We start from the raw sequence: 26413 nt of genomic DNA, 5'->3' as shown, positions 1-26413 counted from the left end.
GCTCTCTTCACAAGGACGCGAGCCGGTTACGCGATCAGGGTGCGCGGCACGTCCCCGCCCGCGCCCTGACCGTCCCGGACCAGCTGCGCCGCCGCCGCGAGCCGCGCCGCCGCCTCGTCGGCCACGGCACCGCCCACGGTGAACGGCAGCCGTACGTACCCCTCGAAGGCCCCGTCGACGCCGAAGCGGGGCCCCGAGGGGACACGTACCCCGACCCGCTCGCCGAGCTCGGCGAGGCGCGAGCCCGACAGGCCGCCGGCCTTGACCCACAGGGTGAGGCCCCCGTTCGGCACGTCGAACTCCCAGTCGGGCAGCTCCCGCCGCACGGCGGCCACCAGCGCGTCACGGTTCCCGCGCGCCTGTCCGCGCCGCAGCGCGACGGCCTCTTCCCAACCGCCGGTGTTCAGCAGCCAGTTCACCGCCAGCTGCTCCACGACCGGGGTGCCGAGGTCCGCGTACGCGCGCGCGGCCACCAGGCTGCGGATGACGTCGGGTGCGGCCCGCACCCAGCCGATGCGCATGCCCGCCCAGAACGCCTTGCTGGCCGAGCCGACCGTGATCACCGTGGAGCCCGCGGGGTCGAACGCGCAGACCCGGCGCGGCATCGCCGCGGCTCCGCCGTCCTCGTCGAAGTACAGCTCGGTCATGGTCTCGTCGACCACCAGCACGGTGCCCGCCGCGCGCGCGGAGTCGACCAGCGAGCGGCGCTGCTCCTCGTCGGCGAGCGCGCCCGTCGGATTGTGGAAATCGGCGACTACGTAGGCGAGTCGGGGCGCCGCCTCGCGCAGGACCTGGCGCCAACGGTCGAGATCCCACCCCCGGAGCCCGTCGGCCATGGCGACGGGCACGAGCCTGAGGCCCGCCTCGCGCATCAGCTGAAGAATGTTCGCGTACGAGGGCGACTCCACGGCCACACGCTCGCCGCGGCCCGCGAAGAGGTGGCAGATCGCGTCGATGGCGCCCATCGCGCCGGTCGTGACCATGATCTGTTCGGGCATGGTCGGGATGCCGTGCGTGGTGTACCGCTCGGCGATCATGGTGCGCAGCGCGGGCAGCCCCGCCGGGTAGTCGCCGTGGGTGTGGGCGTACGGCGGCAGCTCTTCCAGGGCGCCCTGCACGGCGCGGGTCAGCCACGGTTCGGGGGCGGGCAGCGCCGCCGTGCCGAGGTCGATCATGGAGCCGAGGGCCTCGGGCGGCAGCGGCTCAAGGCCGCGCGCGGGGAGCGGATTCCCGGCGGGCACGGCGGTCCAACTGCCCGCTCCCCTGCGGGACTCCAGGAACCCTTCGCCGCGCAGCGCCTCGTAGGCGGCCGCGACCGTGGTGCGACTCACGGAGAATGCCTGGGCGAGTTCGCGCTCGGCAGGAAGCCGCGTGGCCACCGGGACGCGGCCCTCCAGGACGAGGAGGCGGATGCCGTCGGCGAGGGCGCGGTAGGCGGGCGGGCGGCGGGTGCCGGGGCCCGCGGGGCGCGGCTGCTGCGAGGTGAGCAGCCGGGCGAGCTGGGTCGAGCCGATCGCCGAAGTCCACTGGGCCATGCGAGCCAGTCCACCTTCCTCGAATTGGCCATGGTTGGCATCCGATTCCACGCCACAGAGTGTCATGTGCCAGGCCACTACCACCACAGAGGGGCTCACCTTGTCCGCGTCACCGTCCGTTCCGTCGCCCGGCGGCCCGCTCGTCCGCCGCCTCGTGCAGCTCTACGTAGGTCTCGCGTTGTACGGCGCCAGTTCGGCGCTCCTCGTGGAGGCGGGGCTCGGCCTGGAGCCCTGGGGCGTGCTGCATCAAGGGCTCGCCGAGCTGACGGGCATCTCCATCGGTGTCGTGTCGATCATCGCGGGCGCGATCGTGCTGCTCCTGTGGATCCCGCTGCGGCAGCGGCCCGGCCTCGGCACCGTCTCGAACGTCTTCGTGGTGGGCCTCGCGATCGACGGCACGCTCGCGGTCGTGCCGGACCCGCACTCCTACGGAGTGCGCATCCCGTTGATGCTGGCGGGCATCGTGCTCAACGGGGCCGCGACCGGCCTCTACATTGCGGCGAAGTTCGGCCCCGGCCCGCGCGACGGCCTGATGACCGGGCTCCACCAGCGCACCGGCCGCTCGATCCGCCTGATGCGCACGGTCATCGAGATCGTCGTCGTGGCGAGCGGCTTCCTGCTCGGCGGCACGATCGGCGTCGGCACGGTCCTGTACGCCCTGGCGATCGGCCCGCTGGCGCAGTTCTTCCTGCGCGTCTTCGCCGTCCCCGCGTCGCCCGCCGGCTCCACCGCGATCGCCGGCGGCACACCTCGACGGGCCATACTGCGACGGTGACCTCGCGCGTACGCCACCCCTACCTCGACCACCCGGGTCCGCTCGCGCTCGCCCACCGGGGCGGGGCGGCGGACGGCCTGGAGAACACCGTCGCCGCGTTCCGCCGCGCCGTGGACCTCGGCTACCGCTATATCGAGACCGATGTGCACGCGACCTCCGACGGGCGCCTGGTCGCCTTCCACGACAGCACGCTGGACCGGGTCACGGACGACGGCGGCCGGATCGCCGACCTCCCGTGGCCCACGGTCCGCCACGCACGCGTGGCGGGCACCGAACCGGTGCCACTCTTCGAGGAGTTGCTGGAGTCGTTCCCGGATGTGCGCTGGAACGTGGACGTCAAGGCGGAACCCGCCCTCGTCCCCCTCCTCGATCTGCTGCGCCGCACGCGCGCGTGGGACCGCGTCTGCGTCGGCTCCTTCTCCGAGACACGTGTCGCCCGCGCGCAGGCGCTCGCGGGTCCCCGCCTCGCCACCTCGTACGGCACCGGTGGAGTGCTGGGCCTGCGCCTTCGCTCGTACGGGATTCCGGCGACGCTGCGCCGCTCCGCCGTCTGCGCCCAGGTACCGGTGACACACGGGCGGGTCCGGGTGGTCGACCACCGCTTCGTGCGGGCCGCCCACGCGCGCGGCCTGCAGGTCCACGTGTGGACGGTGAACGACGAGAAGGAGATGCGGCGACTTCTCGACCTCGGGGTCGATGGCATAGTTTCCGATCACATCGAGACGCTGCGGGACGTCCTCAAGGACCGGGGGGCGTGGGTCTGACCGCCACCCCGCGGCGCCGGACGCCGGGGACGGCGAGGGGACGGGGACACGGGTGGGCACCGAGATCGCGCGGGAGACGGCGCAGGGGGCGTCCGCGCTCGCGGAGCGCAAGCGCGAGCAGCGCGGCTGGTACTTCTACGACTGGGCGTGCTCGGTCTATTCGACCAGCGTCCTGACGGTGTTCCTGGGGCCGTATCTGACCTCGGTCGCGAAGGCCGCGGCGGACGCGGACGGCTTTGTGCACCCCTTGGGCATCCCGGTCCGCGCGGGCTCGTTCTTCGCGTACTCGGTCTCCCTGTCGGTGATCCTTTCGATCTTCGTGATGCCCCTCGCTGGTGCGGCAGCGGACCGCACGGGCCGCAAGAAGCCGCTGCTCGCACTGTGCGCCTACATAGGCGCGGCGGCGACGGCCGGGATGTTCTTCCTGGACGGTGACCGCTACCTAATGGGCGGCCTGCTGCTCGTGGTCGCGAATTCCTCGCTCGCCGTCTCGATGGTGCTCTACAACTCGTACCTGCCGCAGATCGCGCCCCCGGAGGAGCGCGACGCGGTCTCCTCGCGCGGCTGGGCCTTCGGTTACGCCTCGGGCGCCCTCGTCCTTCTGGCGAACCTGGTGCTGTACACGGCACACGACACCTTCGGTGTCTCCGAGTCGACAGCGGTACGCATCTGCCTGGCGTCGGCGGGTGTCTGGTGGGGCGCGTTCACCGTGGTGCCGCTGCGCCGCCTGCGCGACCGGCGCACAGAGCCCACGCCGGGAGGCAAGACCTCCGGCCCTCGGCAACTGCTGGCCACGGTGAAGGACATGCGCCGCCACCCGCTGACGCTCTCCTTCCTCCTCGCCTACCTGGTCTACAACGACGGCGTGCAGACGGTGATCTCGCAGGCCTCCATCTACGGCTCCGAGGAGCTCGGACTCGACCAGTCGACGCTCATCGTGGCGGTACTCCTCGTGCAGCTCCTGGCGGTGGCCGGGGCGCTCGCGATGGGCCGCCTCGCCCGTACGTACGGCGCCAAGCGCACGATCCTCGGTTCTCTCGTGGCGTGGACGGTGACGATCGGGGCCGGCTACTTCCTGCCGGCCGGGGCGCCCACGTGGTTCTTCGTCCTCGCCGCCGGTATCGGGCTCGTCCTGGGCGGCACCCAAGCACTGTCCCGCTCACTGTTCTCGCACCTCGTACCGGTCGGCAAGGAGGCCGAGTACTTCTCCGCGTACGAGATGAGCGACCGCGGCATGAGCTGGCTGGGGCCCCTGGTGTTCGGGCTCGCCTACCAGCTGACCGGGAGCTATCGCGACGCGATCGTTTCCCTTGTCGCCTTCTTCGTGATCGGTTTTGTCCTGCTCGCGAGGGTTCCGGTCCACCGGGCGGTACGCGATGCCGGCAATTCCATACCGGCCCGGATTTAGCACCTGAAGGCAAATCCCGGTAGTGTACGCGGTTGGCCTGCCAGGCGTACCGTTACTGCACGTCTAGATCGCAAAACGCTGGGTGACATCCTGCGTCAGATGTGACAAACCGGTCACGGGTGGGTACAACAAGGGGCGGCTACGACGGCGACGCATGACCCGGGAACCGGGAATCTTTACCGCCGACCGGACGTTGACCGGATGACGACGACAGCGACACCTGTCCTGTGGGCGACAAGCCCGGGAGGCACGATTCATGAGTGAGCGAGCTCTTCGCGGCACACGCCTCGTAGTGACCAGCTACGAGACGGACCGCGGCATCGACCTGGCTCCGCGCCAGGCCGTGGAGTACGCATGCGAGAAGGGACATCGTTTTGAGATGCCCTTCTCGGTGGAGGCCGAGATTCCGCCGGAGTGGGAGTGCAAGGTCTGCGGGGCCCAGGCACTTCTCGTTGACGGTGACGGCCCTGAGGAGAAGAAGGGGAAGCCGGCTCGTACGCACTGGGACATGCTGATGGAGCGGCGCACCCGTGAGGAGCTCGAAGAGGTCCTCGAGGAGCGTCTGGCAGTTCTGCGTTCGGGCGCGATGAACATCGCGGTGCACCCGCGGGACAACAGCGGCCGCAAGTCCGCCTGACTCCCAGAAGCACACCGCACAACGGCCGGGGCCGGACACACACCGTGTGTCCGGCCCCGGCCGTTCGTCATGGCACAGCTTCTCAGGGGGTGAGCGGCGGCCGCGGGCCCTCGTCGTCTCCGCGCGGGCCCGGACGCTCGTCGTCCCGGATCACCTCACCCGGGATCACGGTGCCGCCGGACTGCCGCATCCGCGCCTGCTGGAACGCGTCACCGAGCGGCCCCTGGCCCGCCGCGGCGCCCATCTTCCGCTCGACCTTGCGCTCCGTGTACCGGCTCAGCGCCGTGCGCAGCGGCGGAATGAGCAGCAGCAGGCCGAGAACGTCCGAGATCAGCCCAGGAATCATCAGGAGGAGCCCGGCGAGCATCAGCAGCCCGTTGCCCTGCGAGCGCTGCTCAGGGGGCCTGGAGGCCTCGGGAGAGCCGCTCTGCTGGCGCTGCAGCGTCTCGGTGAGGTTCTGGAACGCGCGGCGCCCCGCGGACTTCATCACCACGGATCCGAACACGATGCCGGCCACCAGCAGAATGCCGAGCGTGAAGCCGCCGACCGCGCCCGCCACCACCGTGAGCAGCCAGATCTCCAGGACCATCCAGGCCGCGACGGCGAGCGGCAGGTACCTGCGGAGCCGGGAGCGCCGGGCGCCGGTGGACGGGTTACGAGGCGGAGTGCCAGTGGTCATGTACCCAGTCTGCCTGGGGCCGGATGCGATTGGCGTAAGCGGGGGATCAAGATCGCTCTCAGCGATCGCCGGGCTTGCGGCCCAGGACCTTGTCCACCCGCGCCCCCACACCCCACGTGGTGACCCGCCACAGGGCCTCCACGACGATGTCCTTGCTCATCTTGGAGTCCCCGCGCTCGCGCTCGACGAAGGTGATGGGGACCTCCACCACGTGATAGCCCTGCCGCACCGCCCGCCGGGCCAGGTCGACCTGGAAGCAGTAGCCCTGCGAGGCGACCTCGTCGAGACCGAGGCCCTCCAGGGTCTCGCGGCGGAAGGCACGGTAGCCGCCGGTGACGTCGCGGATCGGGACGTCCAGGAGGAGACGCGAGTACGTGGAGCCGCCGCGGGAGATGAACTGGCGGGACTTGGGCCAGTTGACGATGCGCCCGCCGGGCACCCAGCGCGAGCCCAGGACCAGGTCGGCGCCCTTCAGCGCGGTCAGCAGGCGGGGCAGCTCCTCCGGCTGGTGGGAACCGTCGGCGTCCATCTCGACCAGGACTCCGTAGCCGTGCTCCATGCCCCAGGCGAAGCCCGCGAGGTAGGCGGCGCCCAGGCCCTCCTTGCCGGTGCGGTGCAGGACGTGCACCTGCTCGTCGTCGGCGACCAGCTCGTCGGCGAGTTTGCCCGTGCCGTCGGGACTGTTGTCGTCGGCGATCAGGACGTGCGCCGCGGGCACGGACTCCCGGACACGGCCCACTACGGACTTGATGTTCTCCACCTCGTTGTAGGTCGGGATGATCACCAAGGTCGTACCCAGAGGGCCGAACTTCCGCCCGCCGCCGTCGCTCACAGCTTCCCCTTAAAACTTCCGTCCACAGGGGGACCACCATAGCGAGCACCCCAGTTCACGCCGATAAGGCGCCCTGGATGGGCCGGTGAGGGCCGGAAACGAGGCCGATCACTGCGGATCGACGAATACTGCGGATCGGGGCCGGGCGTCCTTCGGGCCGACCTGGGGCCCGCTGGCTGCGGGTCGACCTAAAGCCGTTGTCTACTGAACGCCCGGGCCCCACCCGGGTCGCACCTGGCCGACCGGCCGGAACGTTCCAGCGCCCCGTGGCGCGGGCGCTGGGCCTGGCTCCCAGTGGTGGTACGCCGGTGCGGCGCACCACCCCCTGACCCAGCTGCGTTCTACGACTGCCTGGACTTCCCCGGTCGAACCTGGAGGTGGTGGACCCGGCCGAACCTACCCGTCGACAGCCGCGCCTTGTCAACAGGCGTTCGACCTGCGGCTCTCTACGAACTGCCCTGGTCAGCGCGGAGGATTCGCAGGTCGTACGGGACCGTTCTGCGGCAAGATCGAAGTCGTGGCGCCCCGGTTATCACTCGTCCGGCCCTACGAAGACCGTCTGACCGAAGACCACCGTCCGCAGGCAGACCGGGAGTTGGACTCCCGGGGAGAGGTCCGGGAGGCCGGGCGTTCCGGAGCGCGGATCGGTCGACCAGCGGGCCACACGGTCGTCCGGCGCCTGCACGACCAGCTCGTCCGTGCGCCAGACGGCGTAGTCGGCGGGAGCACCCGGGACGAGGATGCCCGCGTCGTCGCGGCCGACGGCACGCCAGCCGCCGCGCGTGTGGGCGGTGAACGCGGCGCGTACGGAGACGCGGTGACCGGGCGTCCGGTGGAAGGCGGCGGCGCGGATCGTGCCCCACGGGTCGAGCGGGGTGACCGGGCTGTCGGAACCGAAGGCGAGCGGGACGCCGGCCTTCAGCAGGGCCGCGTACGGGTTGAGGGTGCGCGCCCGCTCGGCGCCGAGGCGGTCGGCGTACATGCCGTCCTCGCCGCCCCACAGGGCGTCGAAGGCGGGCTGCACGGAGGCGGTGAGGCCGAACTCCGCGAAGCCGGCGACGGTTTCGGGGGTGAGCATCTCCGCGTGCTCCACGCGGTGCCTGGTCGCGCGTACGCGCGCGAGGCCGACCTTTTCGGCGGCGCCGCGCATACCGTCGACCACGGCGGTGACGGCGGCGTCGCCGATGGCGTGGAAGCCTGCCTGGAGGCCGGCTTCCGTGCAGGCGACTACGTGGGCGGCGATTTCTTCGGCCGACATGTAGGCGGTGCCGTTGTGCGGCGCATCTACGTAGGGCTCGTGCAAGCACGCCGTGTGGGAGCCGAGGGCGCCGTCGACGAACAGGTCGCCCGCGGCGCCCAGCGCGCCGAGCGCGCGGGCGCGCTCGATGTCGCGGTCCGCCCAGTAGCCGGCCACGCGCGGTCCCGGCTCGGAGCGGGCGAGGTCGAGCAGCCCGGTGAAGTCGTCCTCGGAGGAGATGTCGGGCCCGGCGCACTCGTGGACGGACCCGATGCCGAGCGACGCGGCGTGCTGGAGGGCGGCTCGCTGGGCCTCCGTGCGCTGCTGGGGGCCCACGGCGGCGAGCGCGGCGGCACGGACGGCGTGGTGGGCGTCGCGGGTGAGAGGGCCCTCAGGGGCGAATCCGGGGCGGTCCGTGATGCCCGGGACGAGGTCGAGGAGGGCGGTGCTGACGGCGGCCGAGTGGACGTCGATGCGGGAGAGGTAGACGGGGCGGCCTGCCGTGGCCTCGTCGAGTTCGGCGCGGGTGAGGGGGGCGCGGTCGGGCCAGCGGGCGGCGTCCCAGCCGTGGCCGAGGAGGACACGGTCGGTGGGGTTGGCCGCGGCGTGTTCCCGTACGAGGGTCAGGGCTTCGGCGCGGGTGCGGGCGGCCGTGAGGTCGAGGCCGGTGAGGGCGAGGCCGGTCGACGTGGTGTGGACGTGGGCGTCGGTGAACGCGGGGGTCACCAGGGCGCCGTCGAGGTCGATCACCTCGTCCACGCCGTCCGTGAACGCGTCCGCCGCGCCCTCCGAGCCGACCCAGGCGACGTGGCCCGCCTCCACGACCATGGCGGTGGCGAAGGGGTCGGCCGGGCTGTGGATCTCGCCTCGACGCAGAAGAACGGTGCGGGGGCTGGGGGGCGTGCTCATGGTGACAGTTTCCCGTGTCCGCGGGGGTGGGGGTGCGGCGGGGTCGACACTTCCAAGCCACTGCGGCGGGGACGAAACTTTCAAGCCCCTGCGGCGTTTGAGCAGCAGGGTCCGGGGCGGAGCCCCGAGGCGCAGGAGCGGGTGGGCGTCACCGGACCGGGGCCCCGCCGCCAGACCCGCCCACTAGATCCGCGGAGGCCTCGCCTCGTACGGCGTCGACAGGACCACTGTCGTACGCGTGGAGACGCCGGCCAGGGAGCGGACGCGGGCCAGGAGGTTCTCCAGTTCGTGGGGCGTCTCGACCCGGACCTTGAGGATGTAGTTCTCGTCGCCGGCCACGCTGTGGCACGCCTCGATCTCGGGGACGCCCGCGAGGCGCTCCGCGATGTCGTCGGGGGCGCTCGGGTCGAACGGCTTCACCGAGATGAACGCGGTGAGCGGCAGGCCGACGGACTCGGGGTCGACGACCGCGGCGTACCCACGGATCACGCCGCGCTGTTCGAGGCGGCGGACCCGCTGGTGCACCGCGGACGTGGACAGGCCGGTGGCCTTGCCCAGGTCGGTGTAGCTCATCCGCCCGTCCTTGACGAGCAGCTGCACGATCTGTCGGTCGAGCTCCTCCATGCCGCTGAACCTACCGGTCCCTTGATCCTCACGGATACCTGAAGGAACGAGATGGGCGATACGTCTACCGCTCGAAGGGCCGACTCATTCGACATGTGACGAACACCACAGGACTGGGGCCGTGTCCATCGGCATGGGGTGATTACCTCGACGAGCAGGCGGGAAATGCTTGCTGTGGCCGAGGCCGCCACTCATGGACATCAGCGGCCGGCCCACCCGAGGGGGAGAATCCCATGCAGAGTGTGAAGCGTTCCGGACGTCCTGGCGCGCGCGGCCGCCAGCAGGCGATCGCAGAGCCCCAGCCGGAGGGCGTCGAACCCGACGCCTTCGACATGGACGGGGACGATGGGGACGGGTACGAGACGTTTGAGATGTACCGCGTGGCCTGCCCCGACTGCGGCAAGGCCATCGCCCTCCTCGCGGAGGAGGACGTGCTGCCGGAGCACGCCCATGTGACGTCACCCTGGGACCCGTTCGGGCTCACCGTCTGCGTCGGCAGCGGCAGGACCGTCACGGAGGCCCTGCCCACGGACGACCTGGTGGGCGCTCAAGAGCAGGACGCCGCCCTCCTGTTGACGCTCCCTCAGGGACTCGACTGGCGCACCCAGCCCTTCTCGCACGCCGGCGGCTCCGGGGCACGCCCCATCCGCGTGCCGGACCAGCCCTACCGCCAGGCCGCCGCCTGATCCGAGCGACGGAACCTACGGCCTGTCGGTCCAGTAACTGCCCCGCACCATGGCCCGCAAGCTGTCGTGGTGCAGGATCAGTGTGTCCGGGTCCGCGGGCTCGGTGGCCTCGCCGAAATGGATCTGCCGGTAGGCGACGCGGAGCATCACGGCGGCGTGCCGCAGGGCCGCGTAGAGCGTGTAGAACTCCATGTCGCGCGGGGTGTGGCCGGTGAGGCGTGCGTAGCGGGCCTCCACCCGCTCACGGCGCAGGAAGTCCGGCAGCCCTCGCTGCCCGAAGGCCTCGGTCAGGTCCTGGAAGAAGCGGTGCAGATACACCGTCCAACCGAGGTCGACCTCGCGCGGGGCCAGCGAGGCCATCTCCCAGTCGAGGACGGCGGCGGGTGCGACTCCGTCCTGTTCATAGATGATGTTGCCGATGCGGGCGTCGCCCCAGTTGAGGACCGCGGGGCCAGCATCCCGCGGCCACAGCTCCTCCAGGCGTGCGAAGGCGCTCTCGATGAGGGGCGAGGGGCTGCGGCCGTCCACCACCCATGCGTAGTAGGCGCGTTGGGCGTCCACGTGCCGGCGCAGCGGGTCCCCCTCGCCGGGCAGTTCCAGGAAGGACGCCTCGGCCGCCGGCACGCCGTCGTGCAACCGCGCCAGCACCCGGATGCTCGCGTCCTCCAGGCGCTCCCGCTCGTCGTCGCTCGCCTCGTGCAGCCAATTCCCCTCGTACGTATAGGGCATGACGTCGGGCGGCACGCGGCCCGCCACCCGTTCCATGACGAAGAACGGGGCTCCGAGCGGGCCCGCGTCCTCCTCCAGCCACAGCACGCGCGGCACCGGAAGCCCGGTGCGCTCGGCCGCGAGGCGCATCGTCCGGTACTGGCGCGGCATGTCGTACACCGGGAAGATCGTGTACGCCGACGGGTCCGCAGCGAGCCGCAACGCGCAGGCGCGTACGGGTGGTTCGGGGTGCTCGATGTCGAAGAGCAGGGTCTCGCTCGACATGCCGTTGGACTCGGGGACGGTGACGTTCACCGCCTTCGCCCCGGGCAGCCGGCGGCCGAGCCACGCGGTCAGGCGCCGGGCGATCTCCTCGGGTTCGCGGGTGGACGTGCGGGGCCTGGGCTGTCGCGGTGCTGTCGCCATCGCCGAACTCCCTGTCCGTGAAGGCCGTTGGGGGATGTCACGCGTCGTGCGAGCCGGTCAGGGCCGGTCCGGGGCCACCGAGTCGAAGCCCGTGAAGCCGCTCGGGTCGTGGCGGCCGAAGGAGCCGTGCTCGAAGATGCCGTACCCGACCTGCCCGTCGAGGGTGAAGCGGGCCGCATGGTCGATGACCCCGTACGCGGCCCTGGGGTGCGCCGCCGGGTCCGCGAGGTCGTACGTCCGCCGGTCGCACCAGTCGTGGCCCTGCCAGGTCCCGTGCTGCCAGTCGTCGGCCGGCGGGTAGCCCGCGCCGACGGCGAGCGGGGAGGAGGCGAGGATCTCCACGCCCACGTCGAGCGGTTTGCGGTCGGCCGGGTCCATGAGGTGGATGACCGCGTGCTCGGGGTGGCGGGTGCCGGGGCGGTAGGTGATGTCGGTTGCCGGCCAGCCGAGTTGGCGGTCGCGGTGGCCCTCGCGGACGACCGTGGCGTCGTTCAGGGTGCGGTAGCCGTCTGCGTCCTCCTGGGTGATCACCATGAGGAAGCGGTCGTCGAAGCGGATCGGCGCCCAGATCCAGTGGAAGCCCTCGGTGGGGTACTCCTGCGCGAGCCGGCCGCCCTCCTCCCCCGGCACCGGCCGCACGCCCCAACTCCGGTCCCGGGTAGCGGTCCAGCCGTCAAGGCGGATCTCCCGGCCCCCGATCCGCAGCCACCCGTCGCACCGCCCGGCCTGCACGAACCGCTTGCCCTCCAGGGTGAGCCGCACGCCCTTGCGCTGCGTGTGGTGCGGCTCCCACAGGGCCGGGAAGTCGGCGCTCCAGTTGATCTCGTACGAGAGCCCCTCGGGGTCGTCCGGGTCGGCGGCGCAGGAGAGGATGAAGCCCTTGAGCGGGCGTTCGACCAGGATCTTCAACGGGCCGACCCGCATGTCCATCCGCGTCTCGTCACTCAGGGCGTCGGACGCGCGGACCGCGTGCAGGGTGTCGCCGACGCGGAGGGTGGCGTAGGCATCGATCACACCCAGGTTCGGATAGACGCCGAGGCCGAGGATGAGCAGGAACCGGCCCTCGGGGTCGAAGAGATGGAAGATGCAGCGGTCGTAGGCGTTGCGATCGCTGGTGGCGACGTGCTTCATCGACAGCGGGACCTGATGGACGGGCCACTCGTCGAAGGCGACGGGGCGGTCGGCGGTCTCGTCTGCGGCCACGGCAAACCTCCCTGGAAGCGCGGCGGTTGGCGTCCGCCCGGAGGGGTGCGGCCTGCCCGGCGGCGGAGTTGACGGTACGTCAGCTCGGCGTCGCTGGCCAGATGTTCGACCAGCCCATGCCACACGTACGGGGATGGTGTGAACTGACGCTCGAATTCGTCAACCAGTCACCTCGCCGATCCCTCTTTCGTTGAACCGGCATGACCTCGACGCAGACCTCGGCACCTGCGCCCACGGGACGACGCAGGCGCATCCTCGTGCCGGTTACCGCAGAATCGGTTCACCAGAGCCGACAGTCCCCCACGTCCCATCCGCTTCCCCAGGGCCACCAGGTGCCACAGGAGCATCAGCCCCAGCACACGCCGCAGGTTCAGGGCACCCTCCAGGCCGCACTGTCCCCGCGGCCCTCCACACCCCCGGCCACCCCCTTGGCCGCACCGGCCCCGCAGCCACCCGCGCTCCGGCCCGCGGGACCGCAGCCGCTCCCCCGGCCACAGCAGGCCCGGCCGCCGCACCCACAGCCACCCCAGCCGCGCCCGCACAACCCCCCGATCTACCAGGCGATGATGACGGCCTGGACCGAGCGCGGCAGGACCCTGCCGGGGCGCGACGACCCGGAGTGGACGCGGCTGATCGCGCCCACCGTACGCACCGGTCAGTTCAGCGCGATGCAGAGCACCCGCCAGTAGGTCACGCGGCGTCGCGGGGCTGGGTGCGCACCTTCCACCGCGCCACCTACTGCCGGCCGCTCTCAGGACCGGCGAGGTGACGGGCGATGACCATGCGCTGGATCTGATTGGTGCCCTCGACGATCTGGAGCACCTTCGCCTCGCGCATCAGGCGCTCCACGGGGAAGTCGGCCGTGTAGCCGTACCCCCCGAGGACCTGCACCGCGTCCGTGGTGACCTTCATCGCGGCGTCCGTGCACAGCAGCTTCGCCATGGCGGCCTGCTTGGAGAAGGGCCTGCCCGCGTCCCGCAGCCGGGCCGCCGACAGATACAGGGCGCGGCCCGCCTCTATCTGCGTGGCCATGTCCGCGAGCATGAAGCGCAGGCCCTGGAAGTCCGCGATGGGCCGGCCGAACTGGGCGCGCCCCTTCGCGTACTCCACCGCCGCGTCGAGCGCGGCCTGCGCGACGCCGACCGCGCAGGCCGCGATTCCGAGGCGGCCCGAGTCGAGCGCCGAGAGGGCGATCTGGAAGCCCTGCCCCTCGTCCCCGAGGCGGCGCTCGTCGCTCACCCGCACCCCGTCCAGGTGCACCTGGGCGGTGGGCGAGCCCTTCATGCCCATCTTCCGCTCGGGCACCGCCGCGCTCAGCCCCGCCGCGTCACCGGGCAGCAGGAACGCCGTGATGCCGTGCGCGCCCTCACTTCCGGTGCGGGCCAGGACCGTGTAGAAGTCGGCCACGCCGCCGTGGGTGATCCAGGCCTTCGTCCCCGTGAGCACCCACTCGTCGCCCTCGCGGATCGCCTTGGTGTGCAGGGACGCCGCGTCGGAACCGGAGGACGGCTCCGACAGGCAGTAGGCGCCGAGCAGGCCGCCGCCCAGCATCGCGGGCAGGTGCTCGGCACGCTGCTGCTTCGTCCCGAAGTTCGCGAGGGCGTGGCAGGACAGTGAGTGCACGCTGACGCCGAGGCCCACCGTGAGGCGGGCGGCCGCCAGCTCCTCCAGGACCTGGAGATAGACCTCGTACGGTTGCTCGCCGCCGCCGAACTCGGCGTCGTAGGGCAGCCCGAGCAGTCCCGACTCGGAGAGGATCCGGAAAGTCTCGCGCGGGAAGCGGCCCGCCTCCTCGTCCTCGGCCGCGCGCGGGGCGATCTCCCGCTGCGCGATGTCGCGGACGAGCCGCATCAGATCCTGAGCTTCGTCCGTCGGCAACTGGCGCTCGACTCCTGGCTCCGGCATGGCGACGCTCTCCTCCCTGGGCGGGCACTGCGGCGGCGACCGCCGGGTGGGCGGGCGTCGCCGGATGGTCACTGCCGGGCCGATGCTGCCCTTCCGGATCACGGAAAGCGCAGACCAAGAGGGCGCGGCGTGTTGAGTATTCCCGATCCGGAGCGCCCCGTCACTGGTTAACGACCGCTTACTCAAAGTTTTTCCGCGGCGGCGGAATTGGTTCGTACCATTGACCCCACTGGTCTAGTCCTTCTAATGTGCGGCGCGCAGGTCCACGGCACCAACCCCACGCTCCCCTCCCCCCACGAGGAGACACGATGCTCAGACCGCACCTCCCCCGCAGAGGCCTCAAGGCCCTCTTCTCCGCCGCGTGTTGCGCCGCCCTCGGCGCAGGACTGCTCGCCGGCGCGGGCGGCGCCTCCGCACAGCAGCAGAGCGACACCGAGCCGAAAGCGGCCGGTTCGAAGGTCGTCGGATACTTCACCGAGTGGGGTGTCTACGACCGGAACTACCACGTCAAGAACATCGAGACGTCGGGCTCCGCCGACAGGCTCACGCACATCAACTACTCGTTCGGCAACGTCCAGGGCGGCAAGTGCGCGATGGGCGACTCCTACGCCGCGACCGACAAGGCGTACACCGCGGACCAGTCCGTGGACGGCGCCGCCGACACCTGGGACCAGCCGCTGCGCGGCAACTTCAACCAGCTCCTGAAGCTGAAGAAGAAGCACCCGGACCTCAAGATCCTTTGGTCCTTCGGTGGTTGGACCTGGTCCGGTGGCTTCGGCGAGGCGGCCAAGGACCCGGCCGCGTTCGCCCAGTCCTGCTACGACCTGGTCGAGAACTCCAAGTGGGCCGATGTCTTCGACGGCATCGACATCGACTGGGAGTACCCGAACGCCTGCGGCCTCACCTGTGACACCAGCGGGCGCGACGCCTACAAGAACCTGATGTCGGCGCTGCGTTCGAAGTTCGGCAGCGACTACCTGGTCACCTCGGCCATCCCGGCCGACGCCTCGGAGGGCGGCAAGCTGGACGCCGCCGACTACGCGGGCGCCGCCCAGTACGTCGACTGGTACAACCCGATGACGTACGACTTCTTCGGCGCCTGGGACGCGAAGGGGCCCACCGCCCCGCACTCGCCTCTGACCTCGTACGACGGGATCCCGAAGGCGGATTGGCACAGCTCTGCCACCGTCGCGAAGCTCAAGGAGATGGGTGTGCCCGCCTCCAAGCTGCTGCTCGGGATCGGGTTCTACGGGCGCGGCTGGACCGGCGTCACACAGGACGCTCCCGGTGGCACGGCGACAGGGCCCGCGGCCGGCAAGTACGAGCAGGGCATCGACGACTACAAGGAGCTGAAGAGCAAGTGCCCGGCCACCGGCACGGTCGGCGGCACGGCGTACGCGCACTGCGGGAACGACTGGTGGAGCTACGACACCCCGGCGACCATCGCCGGAAAGATGGACTACAAGAGCGAGCAGGGCCTGGGCGGCACCTTCCTCTGGGAGCTGTCCGGTGACACCTCGGACGGTGAGCTGATCAAGGCGATCAACTAGCCCTACAGGTAAGGCGATGTGCTCCCCTGGCCGTACGCGCGCGTGCGGTCAGGGGAGCACTGGCGCGGGGTACGAGGGTTCGAACTCCTCGATCACCCGCAGGGTTTCGCCGAGTGTGCGCACCAACAGGGCGCGCACCGTGTCCCGTTCGAGCTCGTGGTGGCCGATCCAGTCGAGCGTGATGCCCTCGACGCTGCACAGCCAGCCAAGCAGCGCCGTCCGCGCGAGCCGCGGTACGCGCGAAGTCCCGTACGCGGCGCGGGCGATGGTGGCGATCAGCGCGTCGCGCACCTCGTCCCTGATGGCCTGCACCTGGGCGTCGAAGCCCACGCCGCCCGTGACGATCGTGCGGTACGCCGCCTGGTTCCGCTCCGCGTAGCGCAGATAACCCTCGACCGTGCGGTGCACCCGCTCGACGGGGGCCAGGTCACCGACGCTGCTGGCGCCGTCGACGAGTTCGCCGACGGACTCCTCGATGATCGCGAGGTAGTAGCCGCGCTTGGACTCGAAGTAGTAGTAGATCAACCCCTTGGCCACGCCCGCGTGCTGCGCTATGTCGTCCATGGACAGCGCGTCGTAGGACGTGTCGGCGAACAACTTCCGTCCGATGGCGATGAGTTCGGCGCGGCGAGTGGCGGAGCGTTCGGTGCCGCGCACCCGCTGGTGGCTAGTCTTCAATTCCGGCCCTGGTCTCGGACTCCTTGCGAATGCCGCAGTATGGCACTTTCCGAGGCGCCCGCACGCCTGCCCGGCGGTGGCCGTGATGGCGAACGTCACGTCGCGGTGGGCGACGGACCGGTCACATCAGGCCGAGCTGTGTGACGAGCATCGCGAGGACCACGACGAAGGTCCAGCCCAGGACGTGTTCGAGGATCTTCGGCCCGTTGTCGTCGGGCCCGCCGGTGCGAGCGCGCGCGGCGGGCGTGGCGGGCGTGGAAGCGGCGGCGGAATGTGCGGTCATGGGTGTCTCGCTCGGGTCGCGGTGATGGGCCTGACTCCCCCGGCTGCGCCCATGCCCCCTGTGGCGCCTTCTCCACCTTGCCATCGGATCGGCGGCGCGCCGCCGAGACCTTGGTCACGTACAACCGGGCCGCCGCGTCGCGCGTCCCACACAGCGACGCGTTCCGTCCGACCGGAAGGTTCCCGATGAGTGCGTACCGGATTCCACGCCGCAGAACCCGTCTCGCCCTCGCCGCGGCGATCACCGTCACCGCGGCGCTGACCGGCCCGGCGGCCGTCTCCCGGGCGGCCACCGACAGCCCGGCGCCGGGCGCCGCGGGCCTCGGCGACCCGATGTTCCCGCTCGACGGGAACGGGGGTTACACCGTGCGCCACTACACGCTCGACTTCGACTGGCAGGCGCCGAGGACCCCGTTCGCCGCCGCCACCACCGTCAGGGCCACGGCGACGCAGGCGCTGTCCCGCTTCGACCTCGACTTCGCCGGCAACGAACTCCACTCGGTGACCGTGAACGGCCGCGCCGCGCAGACCCGCCGCGAGGGCGACGAGCTGATCGTCACGCCCGCCTCACCGATCCCCAGGGGCAGCGCCTTCACCGTCAAGGTCCGGTACACCGCCGACCCGACGCAGGTGCGCCACCGCGACGACGCGATCGAGGACTACGGCTGGATCCCGACGCCCGACGGGACGGTCCTGTACCCGCAGCCCAACGGCGCCAAGATGATCTTCCCGGCCAACGACCACCCGAGCCGACGCGCCCCCGTCACGTTCCACGTGACCACCCCGGCCGACCGCACGGCCGTCGCGAACGGGCGCCTCGTGGACCGCACCGAGCGGAGCGACGGGCGGGTCCGCTGGACGTACGACTCCGAGCAGCCGATCGCGACGCAGCTGGTCCAACTGGCCGTCGGAAAGTTCACGTTGATCGACAGCAAGGGCCCTGGCGGGCTGCCGCTGCGCGATGTCGTTCCGGACGCGCTCGTGGCGCCGACCAAGCAGTACCGCGACCTGACACCCGTTCATCTGGCGTGGCTGCGGGAGAAGTTGGGCCCCTATCCCTTCAACCGGTACGGCGTCCTCGTCGGCGACACGGACCTCGGGGTGGCCCTGGAGACGCAGACGCTGTCCCTCGTGCCGAAGGCGGATCTGCTCGGTACGAAGGTCGACGCCGAGCGCAATCTCGTCCACGAGCTGACCCACCAGTGGCTCGGCGACAGCGTCGGGATCGCCACCTGGTCCGACCTGTGGCTGAGCGAGGGCCACGCCCGTTTCTACGAGCGCTGGTACTCCGAGGAGCACGGCGGCGACAGCTTCGAGGCCGCGATGAAAACGGCCTACGAGAACCACGACCAGTGGCGCCACGACTACGGCGCCCCGGCCGAGCCCACGGAGCCGAACCTCTTCAAGCGGATGCGCTACGACGGCTCGGCGCTCGTCCTGTACGCGCTGCGCGAGCGGGTCGGTGCGGAGGCCTTCGCCAGGATCGAACGGGCGTGGGGCACCCAGTACCGGGGGCGGACCGCGTCGACGGCCGACTTCATTGCGCTCGCCTCGAAGGCCGCCGGCAAGGACCTGGCCGGTTTCCTGCGGCCGTGGTTGTACGGGTCCCGGACGCCGCCGATGCCGGGCCACCCCGACTGGGCGGTGCTACCCGTCACGGGGTGACGCGGGCTATTTGTATGCCCCGCCCCGCCCCTTCCCGAAAGTCCTGCCGGACGGGCCTGCTCAATCGCCGCAGGGGCTGAAAGATCGCCTCATCGCCGGCGGGGTCCGGGGCGGAGCCCCGATCTTTCAGCGCACGCCCACCGCGGCCAGCGCCTTGCGTTGCTTGTCGGTCGGGGTGGCCGGGAAGTACAGGTAGCAGACGCCGCCGGTGCCGGAGACGACCTTGCCGGTGGCGTCGTACCGCTTGGTCCGCAGCCAGATATTTTCCCACTCACGCCTCTTGTAGACGCGGCGGACCGCCGCATCGCTGGGTGAGGCCGGGTCGTTGGCGATCACGTCGCCGTCGGCGGTGAAGCCGATGACCGTCATCAGGTGTCCCGAGGTGCCGTAGCCCGCGCCGGTCAGCTCCTCCTTGAGGAACGACTGGGAGGTGATGGCCGGGATGCCGGCCGCGATCAGCTTCTCCAGGTCGGCGAGCGAGGAGAGGCGGGTGACGACACCTTGCAGGTCCTTGTACGTCGCCGCGTACGCCGCGTTGAACGGCCAGTTGCCGCAGCCCTCGTACTGGTAGTCATACGTATGACGGGCCGCATGGCAGACCTGCGGATCGGCGTACGAGGGGTCCACCCAGGCGAGCTGTTCGGGCGTCGGCCTCCGGCCCCAGTACTCGATGATCATCTGCGAGGAGGTGGGGCTGCACCAGGCCTCTCCCCCGTTGTCGTACTCGGGGTACTGGCCGACGTGGATGTTCTGCGAGTAGCGCGGGACCTTCAGCTCCTTGGCGAGGCCCGGCGTGGACGCGGGGACCGTGAAGCGGTCCGGGACGTCCGAGCCCATCGCGCCCAGGCGCCACACCGTCGGCGCCGCCTTCGAGCCCGGCGCGCGCAGCAGCCTGAGGCGCAGCCGGTACGAGGCGAGGCGCAGGCCCGAGGCCGCGTCGTCGATGGAGAACGTGTCCGTCCAGATGCTCGACTTACCGTCCGACTGGTCGTCCACGGACGTGCGGCGGATGTCCGCGTCCTTGTCGTCGCCCGCGGTCCAGCGGCCCATCACGTACCAGGGGGTCGCGGCGCCGTCTGTGTAGGTGCCCTGGAGTTCGATCTGGATCCAGGTGCCCTTCGGGGTGTGCGCGTTCCAGGACGCGACGACCTCGGTGGCGGGGACCGAGAGCGCGTGGACCGGGGAGAGCCACTCGGCGTACTCCCACTCGGCCGTCTTGTTCAGGTGCGGATCCTTGTACGTCGTCGTGCCGGCGGGCGCGGCGATCGTCACGCCGGGGCGCGCGCCGCCCACGACGCGCGTGCCGTGCGCGGTGCCGGAGCGCCAGTCGACGGACGTCGTCCAGGTGCGGTTGTCCACGGGGCGGTTCACGGCTTTCCGTGCGGTCCCTGCGGACTGCTGCGCGGGCGTGGCGGCGCGCGCGGGGCCCGTCGCGGCCGTCGTGGCGAGCGCGACGCCCGCGGCCGCCGCGAGGACGGTTCTCCTGGAGAGCGGGGACGGGGTTTCGGGTCGGGTCATCGGCTGATCCCTCGGTCGTCGGTTCTGGCGGTCGTCGGTTCTGACGGAGGTGACGGAGACTGACGTGACAGGGTGCGCCAACTATGGCCGTCGGGGCGGGATTTCCACCAGCGTTTCGCAGCGGGGCACCGGCACAAATATTGGTCTTCACCACTGGCATGACCTGCGGCGGCGCGTACGAAACCGATCCGGGCGGCGTCGTACCCTTGCGGCCGTGAGCTACCACCATGTGCCCCTCGCCGACTGCGCCGACCGGATCCGCCGACTGCCGCCGTCCTGCGGCCCCGTGCGGCTCGTCGGCATCGACGGGCACGCGGGTTCCGGCAAGTCGACACTCGCGGTGCGGCTCGCGGAGGCGCTCGGCGGGGCGCCCGTCCTGCGGCTCGACGACCTCGCGAGCCACGACGCGCTCTTCGCGTGGACCGAGCGCCTGCGCACCCAGATCCTCGACCCGCTCTCCCGCGGCGCGTCCGCGCACTACGAGACGTACGACTGGCACGCCCGCCGCTACACCGCCAGGTGCGAGCTTCCGGCGGCCGACGTCGTCCTGATCGAGGGCGTAGGGGCGGGGCGGAGCGAACTTCGGCCGGAACTCGCGATGTTGATGTGGCTCGACATGCCCCGTGAGGCCGCGTGGGCGCGGGGGCGGGCGCGGGACGGAGAGGCGCAGCGAGAGTTCTGGGACGGCTGGATCCCAGCGGAGCGGGAGCACTTCCAAGTGAACCCGTCCCTCCCCTTCGCACACCTTTTGGTACGCGAGTGTCCAGAGGGATATGAGGTGCGCGAAGGGCCTGGCGGGATCCCACCCTTGAAGGGGTTCGTCACTTACGGTGACGGACCGCCAGCGGTGCGGTGAACCTGTGGAAACGGCCTTCCGTCACTTTCCGCGAGAGCCTCAACTCTGCTTGACCGAGGGGCCGTACAGGACTTACGTTCTCAATGTGCGGCCTTTCGGGACCGCCTACAGACGCGAGGCCCCCGGTTGTTCCCCCGTGATCGGGGGCTTCGTTCTGCCCACAACACCCCTTCGTGGCTGCGCCGAGGCGCGCTTCGCTCACCCTGGGTGACCATCCCGCACGGCGCTCACCTGCACCGAATCCCCCCGCTCGTGCCCCTATCCGACCGGGTCGCGCCCTACGGCCGAGCTCGCCCCCGCGGGTACGATGCCCTCGGTGCGGTCTACGGACGGCTCGCTGTCCGCATCGTGACAACTCCCGTCCATGACAGAGCGGTTCATCGGGGGCACGGTTTGTGGGGGACGTGATGGACTTCGGCACCGGTGCACAGGCCGGCCCGGCCGACCTCGCCTGGCTGCGAGGCGTCGACGCCTACACCATGGGCGCCTATCCGCAGGCGGAGGACGAATTCCGCACGGCGGTACGGATGGACCCGGGGATGGCCGACGGCTGGCTCGGGCTGCACGCCCTGCGCGTCGACACGACGACGGCGCTGCTGCGCATGTTCCGGCACCGCGACCGGTTCGGGGAGCAGCGCGTGCGCCACCGACGCACACTCAACTCCTGGTACTGGCTGGGCTGGTGGGTGCAGCCGGTCCTTGAACATCCGCGCGATCTGCTGCTCGCGCACGCCTCGCACTGGCTGGACGGGCGCCATGTCCCGGACCTGGACCGGGCGCTGGCGACCCTGCCGCCGTTCGACGCGGACCCGCAGGTGCGGTTCCTGCACGCCTGCCGCTCGTACCTGGTGAAGGACTGGGACCAACTGGTCCGGCACACCGACCCGTTGACCGACGACCCGATGCTCGGCATCGAGGCCGGACTCTTCGGGGGCATGGCCCGGGTGCGCCTGGAGATGTACGGGCAGGCGGAGCCGCTGCTCTCGTCGGCCCTGATGCGCTGTCGCAGCGAGCAGCCGCAGCGCAAGGAGCTGCGCTACTGGCTGGCCAGGGCCCATGAGGGCACCGGGCGTTCGGCGGCAGCGCTCCCCCTGTACCGGGCGGTGCACCGGGTCGACCCCGCCTTCATGGACACCTCCGCGCGGCTCGCGGCGATCGCCGAGGGGGACGGGTACGGGGACTTCGGCGACGGAACCGATCTGACGCCGCTGTCCATGACGGGGTATCAGGACGGGTTCGACGGTGACCCGGGCGATCCGTTGTACGAGAGCGACGGGCGCGACCTGAAGGTGACCGACCCCGACCTGCCGCCTCCCGGCGCCGCGGCCGCCGACGACGCCGACATGGTGCGGGAGAAGGCCGTGGTGCCGGTGCCCGCACCGCCACCGGCCAGCAGCACGGATCCGGCGCTCCTGGAGGAGGCGCTCAGCGAGCTGGAGCGGATGGTGGGCCTGGAGCCCGTGAAGCGCCAAGTGAAGGCGCTGTCCGCCCAGTTGAACATGGCGCGGCTCCGCTCCGGGCAGGGACTTCCGGTCCAGCCCCCGAAGCGGCACTTCGTCTTCTCCGGGCCCTCGGGTACGGGCAAGACGACCGTGGCGCGGATTCTCGGGCGGGTCTTCTACGCCCTCGGGCTGCTCGGCGGGGACCACCTCGTGGAGGCGCAGCGGGCGGACCTGGTGGGCGAGTACTTGGGGCAGACCGCGGTCAAGGCGAACGAGCTGATCGACTCCGCGTTGGGTGGGGTGCTGTTCGTCGACGAGGCGTACGCGCTGTCCAACTCCGGTTACGGGAAGGGCGACGCGTACGGCGACGAGGCGCTTCAGGTGCTGCTGAAGCGGGCGGAGGACAACCGGGACCACCTCGTGGTGATCCTCGCCGGGTATCCGGAGGGGATGGACCGGCTGCTCGCCGCCAACCCCGGGCTGTCCTCGCGGTTCACGTCGCGGGTCGACTTTCCGTCGTACCGGCCGCTCGAACTCACTTCCATCGGGGAGGTGTTGGCGGCGGACAACGGGGATGTGTGGGACGAGGAGGCGTTGGACGAGTTGCGGTCCATCGCCGGGCATGTCGTCGATCAGGGGTGGATCGACGAGCTCGGGAACGGGAGGTTTCTGCGGACGCTGTACGAGAAGTCGTGTGCGTATCGCGATCTGCGGCTTACCGGGTATGTGGTGGAGCCCACGAGGGATGATCTGGCGACGTTGAGGTTGCCGGATCTGATGCAGGCGTATGGCGAGGTGTTGTCCGGGCGGGGGCCGTCCGGCGGTTGATCCGTCGGACGGCCCGCCCCGTTCAGCGCAACGGGGTTGACGCCTCGGGGCTCCGCCCCGGACCCCGCGCCTCAAACGCCGGCGGGGCTGGAAAGATCGGGGCTCTGCCCCGTACCCCGCTGCTCAATCGCCGCAGGGGCTTGATTGGCTCACCCGTCGCCGGGGCTTGAGCAGATCACCCGTCGGGGGGTGGGGGCTTGAGTTGCTCAGCCGTGGCGGGGGGTGATCTATCAAGCCCCGCCGGCGATTGAGGCGATCCTTCCAGCCCCGCCGCCGTTTGAAGCGATCTTTCCAGCCCCGCCAGCGTTTGAAGCGATCTTTCCACCACCGCCGGCGATTGAGGCGATGCTTCCAGCCCCGCCGGCGTTTGAGGCGCGGGGTTCGGGGCGGAGCCCCGAGGCCGGGGGGGGGAGCCCCGAGGCCGGGGGGGGCGATGGGGCGGCTGTTCGATCGGCGCAGGGACCTGGAGGGGTTACGCGAGGGCCTCCTCGCGGGTGCGGGCCGGGGGGATGTGGGGGGGGTCCGATTCGCGGTGGGCCGGGTCGCGGACCTCGCCGACGAGGAGTTCCAGGACGTCCTCCAGGGCGACGAGGCCGAGTACCCGGCCGGAGGCGTCCGCCGCCTGGGCCAGGTGGGTGGCAGCGCGGCGCATCACCGTGAGGGCGTCGTCCAGGGGAAGTTCCGAGCGAAGGGTCGCCATGGGACGCCAGAGCTGCTGCGGAACCGCGCGGTCCACATCGGGGCCGTCGATCAGGTCGAGGACGTCCTTGACGTGGAGGTAGCCCATGAAGGCGCCGTCGTCGGAGCAGACGGGAAAGCGGGAGTAGCCCGTGCGCCCCGTCAGCCCGATGATCTCGGCCGGGGTGACCGCGGGGCCGACCGTCACCAGGGAGGCACGGTCCAGCAGTACGTCCGTCACCGGGCGGGAGCCCAGTTCCAGGGCGTCACCCAGACGCTCCTGCTCCTCCGGGGCCAGCAGTCCCGCCTGGCCGGAGTCCTCCACGAGACGGCCCAGCTGCACGCTGGTGAAAACCGCGTCCACCTCGTCCTTGGGCTCGACCCGGAACAGCTTGAGGATCAGCCGGGCACAGGCGCCGAGGGCGATCGTGACCGGCTTGCAGAGACGGGCGAAGGCGACGAGGCCGGGGCTGAACCACAGCGCCGTCCGCTCCGGGGCCGCCATCGCGAGGTTCTTCGGGACCATCTCGCCGATGACGAGGTGGAAGAAGACCACGGCCACGAGCGCGAGCGCGTACCCCAGGGGGTGGATCATGCCGTGCGGGACGTGGGCCGCTTCGAAGACGGGTTCCAGGAGGTGGGCCACGGTCGGTTCGGCCACCGCGCCCAGGGTCAGCGAGCAGACGGTGATGCCGAACTGGGCCGCCGCCATCATCTGCGGCAGGTGCTCCAGGCCGTACAGGACCTGCTTGGCCCGCTTGCCGGGGATGGGTTCGATCTGGCTTCGGCGGACCGAGACCAGAGCGAATTCGGCTCCTACGAAGAAGCCGTTCGCGAGGACCAACAGGGCCGCGAAGACGAGTTGCAGCGCGCTCATCGGGCCGCCTCCAGGAGCGCCGGCTTCGGGGTGTCCGACGTACGTACGATGCGGACGCGTTCCGCCCGGTAGTGGTCGACGGCGCGTACGGAGAGGCGCCAGCCGGGAAGTTCGGCCTTGTCGCCGGGGGCCGGGATACGGCCCAGGAGGTCGGCGACGAGCCCCGCCACCGTCTCGTACGGGCCCTCGGGGACGTCGAGGTCGATGCGGCGCAGGATGTCGACGCGGCAGCCGCCGTCGACGTCCCAGGCGGGGCGGCCGTCCTCGGGCGGCGCGACCGCCAGCTCCGGCAGGTCGAGACCGTCGTGCTCGTCGCGGACCTCGCCGACGAGCTCCTCCACGATGTCCTCCAGGGTGACGACCCCGGCCGTGCCGCCGTACTCGTCGACGACGACGGCGATCGGCTGCTCGCTGCGCAGCCGGGCCAGCAGAGGCTGTACGGGGAGGGTCTCGGGGACGAGCAACGGTGCCTGCGCGATGCGGCCGACCGGCGTGCGCAGCCGTTCGTGCGCGGGCATCGCGAGGGCGTCCTTGAGGTGGACCATGCCGATGATCTCGTCGATCCGCTCCCGGTAGACCGGGAAGCGGGACAGGCCCGTGGCACGGGTCAGGTTGACCACGTCCTCGGCGGTCGCGGACGCCTGCAGCGCGCTGACCTTCACGCGCGGCGTCATGACGTGCTGCGCGGTCAGCCCGGCGAGGGAGAGGGTGCGGACGAACAGGTCGGCCGTGTCCTGTTCCAGGGCGCCCGCCTGCGCGGAGTGCCTGGCCAGGGAGACCAGTTCGCCCGGGGTGCGGGCGGAGGCGAGTTCGACAGCGGGCTCGACGCCGAGCGCGCGGACGACTCGGTTCGCCACCGCGTTGAGCAGGGCGATGACCGGGCGGAACAGGCGGGAGAAGGCGTGCTGCGGGCCGGCCACGAAGCGGGCGACCTGCAACGGCTTCGCCACCGCCCAGTTCTTCGGCACGAGTTCGCCGATCACCATCTGCACGGCGGACGCGAGCAGCATGCCGATGACGACGGAGAGGCCGCCGACGGCGCCCTCGGGCAGACCGATGGCGGTCAAGGGACCGCGCAGCAGCTCGGCGAGGGCCGGTTCGGCGAGCATGCCGACGACCAGTGAGGTGATGGTGATGCCGAGCTGGGTGCCGGAGAGCTGGAAGGACAGCTGCTTGAGGGCGTCGACGACGGTGCGGGCGCGCTTGTCGCCCGCGGCCGCGGCCTTTTCGGCGTCGGGGCGTTCCACGGTGACGAGGCCGAATTCGGCCGCCACGAAGAAGCCGTTGGCGAGGATCAGGAGGAAGGCGGCCGCGAGGAGCAGCAACGGGATGGTCATGCCGCCGCCTCCGGGGACGTCAGCGCGCGGGGCGCGTGGTGTCGGGAGGGGGCGGCGCAGGTACTACCGGACGATCCGTCCATCGCTGGAGGGAGTCACTCCTTGGTGAGCAGGAGCCCTTGGCTCCGCCTTGGGGGCGGGGTGGGGGCGGGGCGGCGCTTGTGGCCGCCCCGGGACCAGATTAATCAAGCCGGGGCCCGAAGTGTCAGGGGCTACACCCTCCGGAGTCCCCGGCACCGTGACTCAATCGCCGGCGGGGCTTGATTTTCAAGCCCCTGCGGCGATTGAGCAGACGGCCCACCGGCCCGACGCCTCGGGGCTCCGCCCCGGACCCCGCTGGCGCCGGGGTGGCCGCCCCCGAACGGCGTGAAGCC

The 26413-nt window shown here is 71.1% G+C and carries 23 protein-coding genes; 10 read left to right on the top strand and 13 right to left on the bottom strand.

Annotated elements, in window-relative coordinates; translation table 11 throughout:
• Positions 1-26: 26 nt before the first annotated feature.
• On the bottom strand, positions 27-1535 hold the full coding sequence (locus ACWD2L_RS36255) for an SCO1417 family MocR-like transcription factor (protein WP_351339505.1): 1509 nt from the start codon (positions 1533-1535) through the stop codon (positions 27-29).
• A 64-nt stretch (positions 1536-1599) separates the two neighbouring features.
• Between ACWD2L_RS36255 and yczE the strand changes: the two genes are divergently transcribed.
• The 4 genes from yczE to ACWD2L_RS36235 all read left to right on the top strand — a co-directional run bounded on the left by yczE (position 1600) and on the right by ACWD2L_RS36235 (position 5119).
• Positions 1600-2310, top strand: a complete 711-nt coding sequence (gene yczE / locus ACWD2L_RS36250) for a membrane protein YczE (RefSeq protein WP_351339507.1) — start codon at positions 1600-1602, stop codon at positions 2308-2310.
• Positions 2307-3074 (top strand): glycerophosphodiester phosphodiesterase, encoded by a 768-nt coding sequence (locus tag ACWD2L_RS36245; RefSeq protein WP_351339509.1) that lies wholly within the window; start codon positions 2307-2309, stop codon positions 3072-3074. Before yczE ends, ACWD2L_RS36245 begins: the two co-directional genes overlap by 4 nt.
• Positions 3075-3126: 52 nt before the next feature.
• Positions 3127-4482 (top strand): MFS transporter, encoded by a 1356-nt coding sequence (locus ACWD2L_RS36240; RefSeq protein WP_351339512.1) that lies wholly within the window; start codon positions 3127-3129, stop codon positions 4480-4482.
• 256 nt (positions 4483-4738) lie between these two features.
• Positions 4739-5119 (top strand): RNA polymerase-binding protein RbpA, encoded by a 381-nt coding sequence (locus ACWD2L_RS36235; protein ID WP_266721963.1) that lies wholly within the window; start codon positions 4739-4741, stop codon positions 5117-5119.
• Between the two features lie 82 nt (positions 5120-5201).
• On the opposite strand, the gene fxsA is transcribed toward ACWD2L_RS36235, so the two are convergent.
• The 4 genes from fxsA to ACWD2L_RS36215 all read right to left on the bottom strand — a co-directional run bounded on the left by fxsA (position 5202) and on the right by ACWD2L_RS36215 (position 9400).
• A complete protein-coding gene (fxsA, locus tag ACWD2L_RS36230) occupies positions 5202-5798 on the bottom strand; it encodes an FxsA family membrane protein (protein WP_351343570.1) in 597 nt (198 codons plus the stop codon).
• A 58-nt stretch (positions 5799-5856) separates the two neighbouring features.
• Positions 5857-6630, bottom strand: coding sequence for a polyprenol monophosphomannose synthase (locus ACWD2L_RS36225; protein ID WP_351343567.1), 774 nt, complete (start codon positions 6628-6630; stop codon positions 5857-5859).
• 532 nt (positions 6631-7162) lie between these two features.
• Positions 7163-8776 carry an amidohydrolase gene (locus tag ACWD2L_RS36220; RefSeq protein WP_351343564.1) on the bottom strand — a complete coding sequence of 538 codons (1614 nt, stop codon included), beginning with the start codon at positions 8774-8776 and terminating at the stop codon, positions 7163-7165.
• 183 nt (positions 8777-8959) lie between these two features.
• Positions 8960-9400, bottom strand: a complete 441-nt coding sequence (locus ACWD2L_RS36215; protein WP_161306038.1) for an Lrp/AsnC family transcriptional regulator — start codon at positions 9398-9400, stop codon at positions 8960-8962.
• Positions 9401-9633: 233 nt separating this feature from the next.
• On the opposite strand from ACWD2L_RS36215, the gene ACWD2L_RS36210 reads away from it, so the two are divergent.
• Positions 9634-10086, top strand: coding sequence for a hypothetical protein (locus ACWD2L_RS36210; RefSeq protein WP_351343560.1), 453 nt, complete (start codon positions 9634-9636; stop codon positions 10084-10086).
• Positions 10087-10101: 15 nt separating this feature from the next.
• Here the strand turns inward: ACWD2L_RS36210 and ACWD2L_RS36205 are convergent, their stop codons facing one another.
• Together ACWD2L_RS36205 and ACWD2L_RS36200 are read right to left on the bottom strand one after the other, a co-directional pair.
• Complete coding sequence (locus ACWD2L_RS36205; RefSeq protein WP_351343557.1) at positions 10102-11220, bottom strand: phosphotransferase family protein; 1119 nt, start codon at positions 11218-11220, stop codon at positions 10102-10104.
• A 57-nt stretch (positions 11221-11277) separates the two neighbouring features.
• Positions 11278-12351, bottom strand: coding sequence for a hypothetical protein (locus ACWD2L_RS36200; RefSeq protein WP_351343573.1), 1074 nt, complete (start codon positions 12349-12351; stop codon positions 11278-11280).
• Positions 12352-12755: 404 nt separating this feature from the next.
• Here ACWD2L_RS36200 and ACWD2L_RS36195 point away from each other — a divergent pair, with 404 nt between their 5' ends.
• On the top strand, positions 12756-13112 hold the full coding sequence (locus ACWD2L_RS36195; protein ID WP_351343554.1) for a hypothetical protein: 357 nt from the start codon (positions 12756-12758) through the stop codon (positions 13110-13112).
• A gap of 46 nt (positions 13113-13158) precedes the next feature.
• On the opposite strand, the gene ACWD2L_RS36190 is transcribed toward ACWD2L_RS36195, so the two are convergent.
• A complete protein-coding gene (locus ACWD2L_RS36190) occupies positions 13159-14328 on the bottom strand; it encodes an acyl-CoA dehydrogenase family protein (protein WP_351343551.1) in 1170 nt (389 codons plus the stop codon).
• A 308-nt stretch (positions 14329-14636) separates the two neighbouring features.
• On the opposite strand from ACWD2L_RS36190, the gene ACWD2L_RS36185 reads away from it, so the two are divergent.
• A complete protein-coding gene (locus ACWD2L_RS36185; protein WP_351343548.1) occupies positions 14637-15878 on the top strand; it encodes a glycoside hydrolase family 18 protein in 1242 nt (413 codons plus the stop codon).
• 48 nt (positions 15879-15926) lie between these two features.
• Here ACWD2L_RS36185 and ACWD2L_RS36180 read toward each other — a convergent pair whose 3' ends face one another.
• Positions 15927-16535 (bottom strand): TetR/AcrR family transcriptional regulator, encoded by a 609-nt coding sequence (locus tag ACWD2L_RS36180; RefSeq protein WP_351343545.1) that lies wholly within the window; start codon positions 16533-16535, stop codon positions 15927-15929.
• Between the two features lie 142 nt (positions 16536-16677).
• Positions 16678-16839, bottom strand: a complete 162-nt coding sequence (locus ACWD2L_RS36175) for an SCO1431 family membrane protein (protein ID WP_351343542.1) — start codon at positions 16837-16839, stop codon at positions 16678-16680.
• Between the two features lie 185 nt (positions 16840-17024).
• Between ACWD2L_RS36175 and ACWD2L_RS36170 the strand changes: the two genes are divergently transcribed.
• Positions 17025-18503 (top strand): M1 family metallopeptidase, encoded by a 1479-nt coding sequence (locus ACWD2L_RS36170; protein ID WP_351343539.1) that lies wholly within the window; start codon positions 17025-17027, stop codon positions 18501-18503.
• A gap of 126 nt (positions 18504-18629) precedes the next feature.
• Here the strand turns inward: ACWD2L_RS36170 and ACWD2L_RS36165 are convergent, their stop codons facing one another.
• On the bottom strand, positions 18630-20021 hold the full coding sequence (locus ACWD2L_RS36165) for a peptidase C39 family protein (protein ID WP_351343536.1): 1392 nt from the start codon (positions 20019-20021) through the stop codon (positions 18630-18632).
• Positions 20022-20235: 214 nt separating this feature from the next.
• Between ACWD2L_RS36165 and ACWD2L_RS36160 the strand changes: the two genes are divergently transcribed.
• Both ACWD2L_RS36160 and ACWD2L_RS36155 read left to right on the top strand, forming a co-directional pair.
• Positions 20236-20877, top strand: coding sequence for a uridine kinase family protein (locus tag ACWD2L_RS36160; protein ID WP_351343533.1), 642 nt, complete (start codon positions 20236-20238; stop codon positions 20875-20877).
• 407 nt (positions 20878-21284) lie between these two features.
• A complete protein-coding gene (locus tag ACWD2L_RS36155; RefSeq protein WP_351343530.1) occupies positions 21285-23147 on the top strand; it encodes an AAA family ATPase in 1863 nt (620 codons plus the stop codon).
• A 472-nt stretch (positions 23148-23619) separates the two neighbouring features.
• Here ACWD2L_RS36155 and ACWD2L_RS36150 read toward each other — a convergent pair whose 3' ends face one another.
• Positions 23620-24702: a hemolysin family protein gene (locus tag ACWD2L_RS36150; RefSeq protein ID WP_351346074.1), complete on the bottom strand. Its 1083-nt coding sequence runs from the start codon at positions 24700-24702 to the stop codon at positions 23620-23622.
• Complete coding sequence (locus ACWD2L_RS36145) at positions 24699-26039, bottom strand: hemolysin family protein (protein WP_351346077.1); 1341 nt, start codon at positions 26037-26039, stop codon at positions 24699-24701. Before ACWD2L_RS36145 ends, ACWD2L_RS36150 begins: the two co-directional genes overlap by 4 nt.
• Between the last annotated feature and the right edge of the window lie 374 nt (positions 26040-26413).

It is taken from the genome of Streptomyces sp. NPDC002754 (genome assembly GCF_053592315.1).
This window is presented reverse-complemented; position numbering and strand designations above follow the sequence as displayed.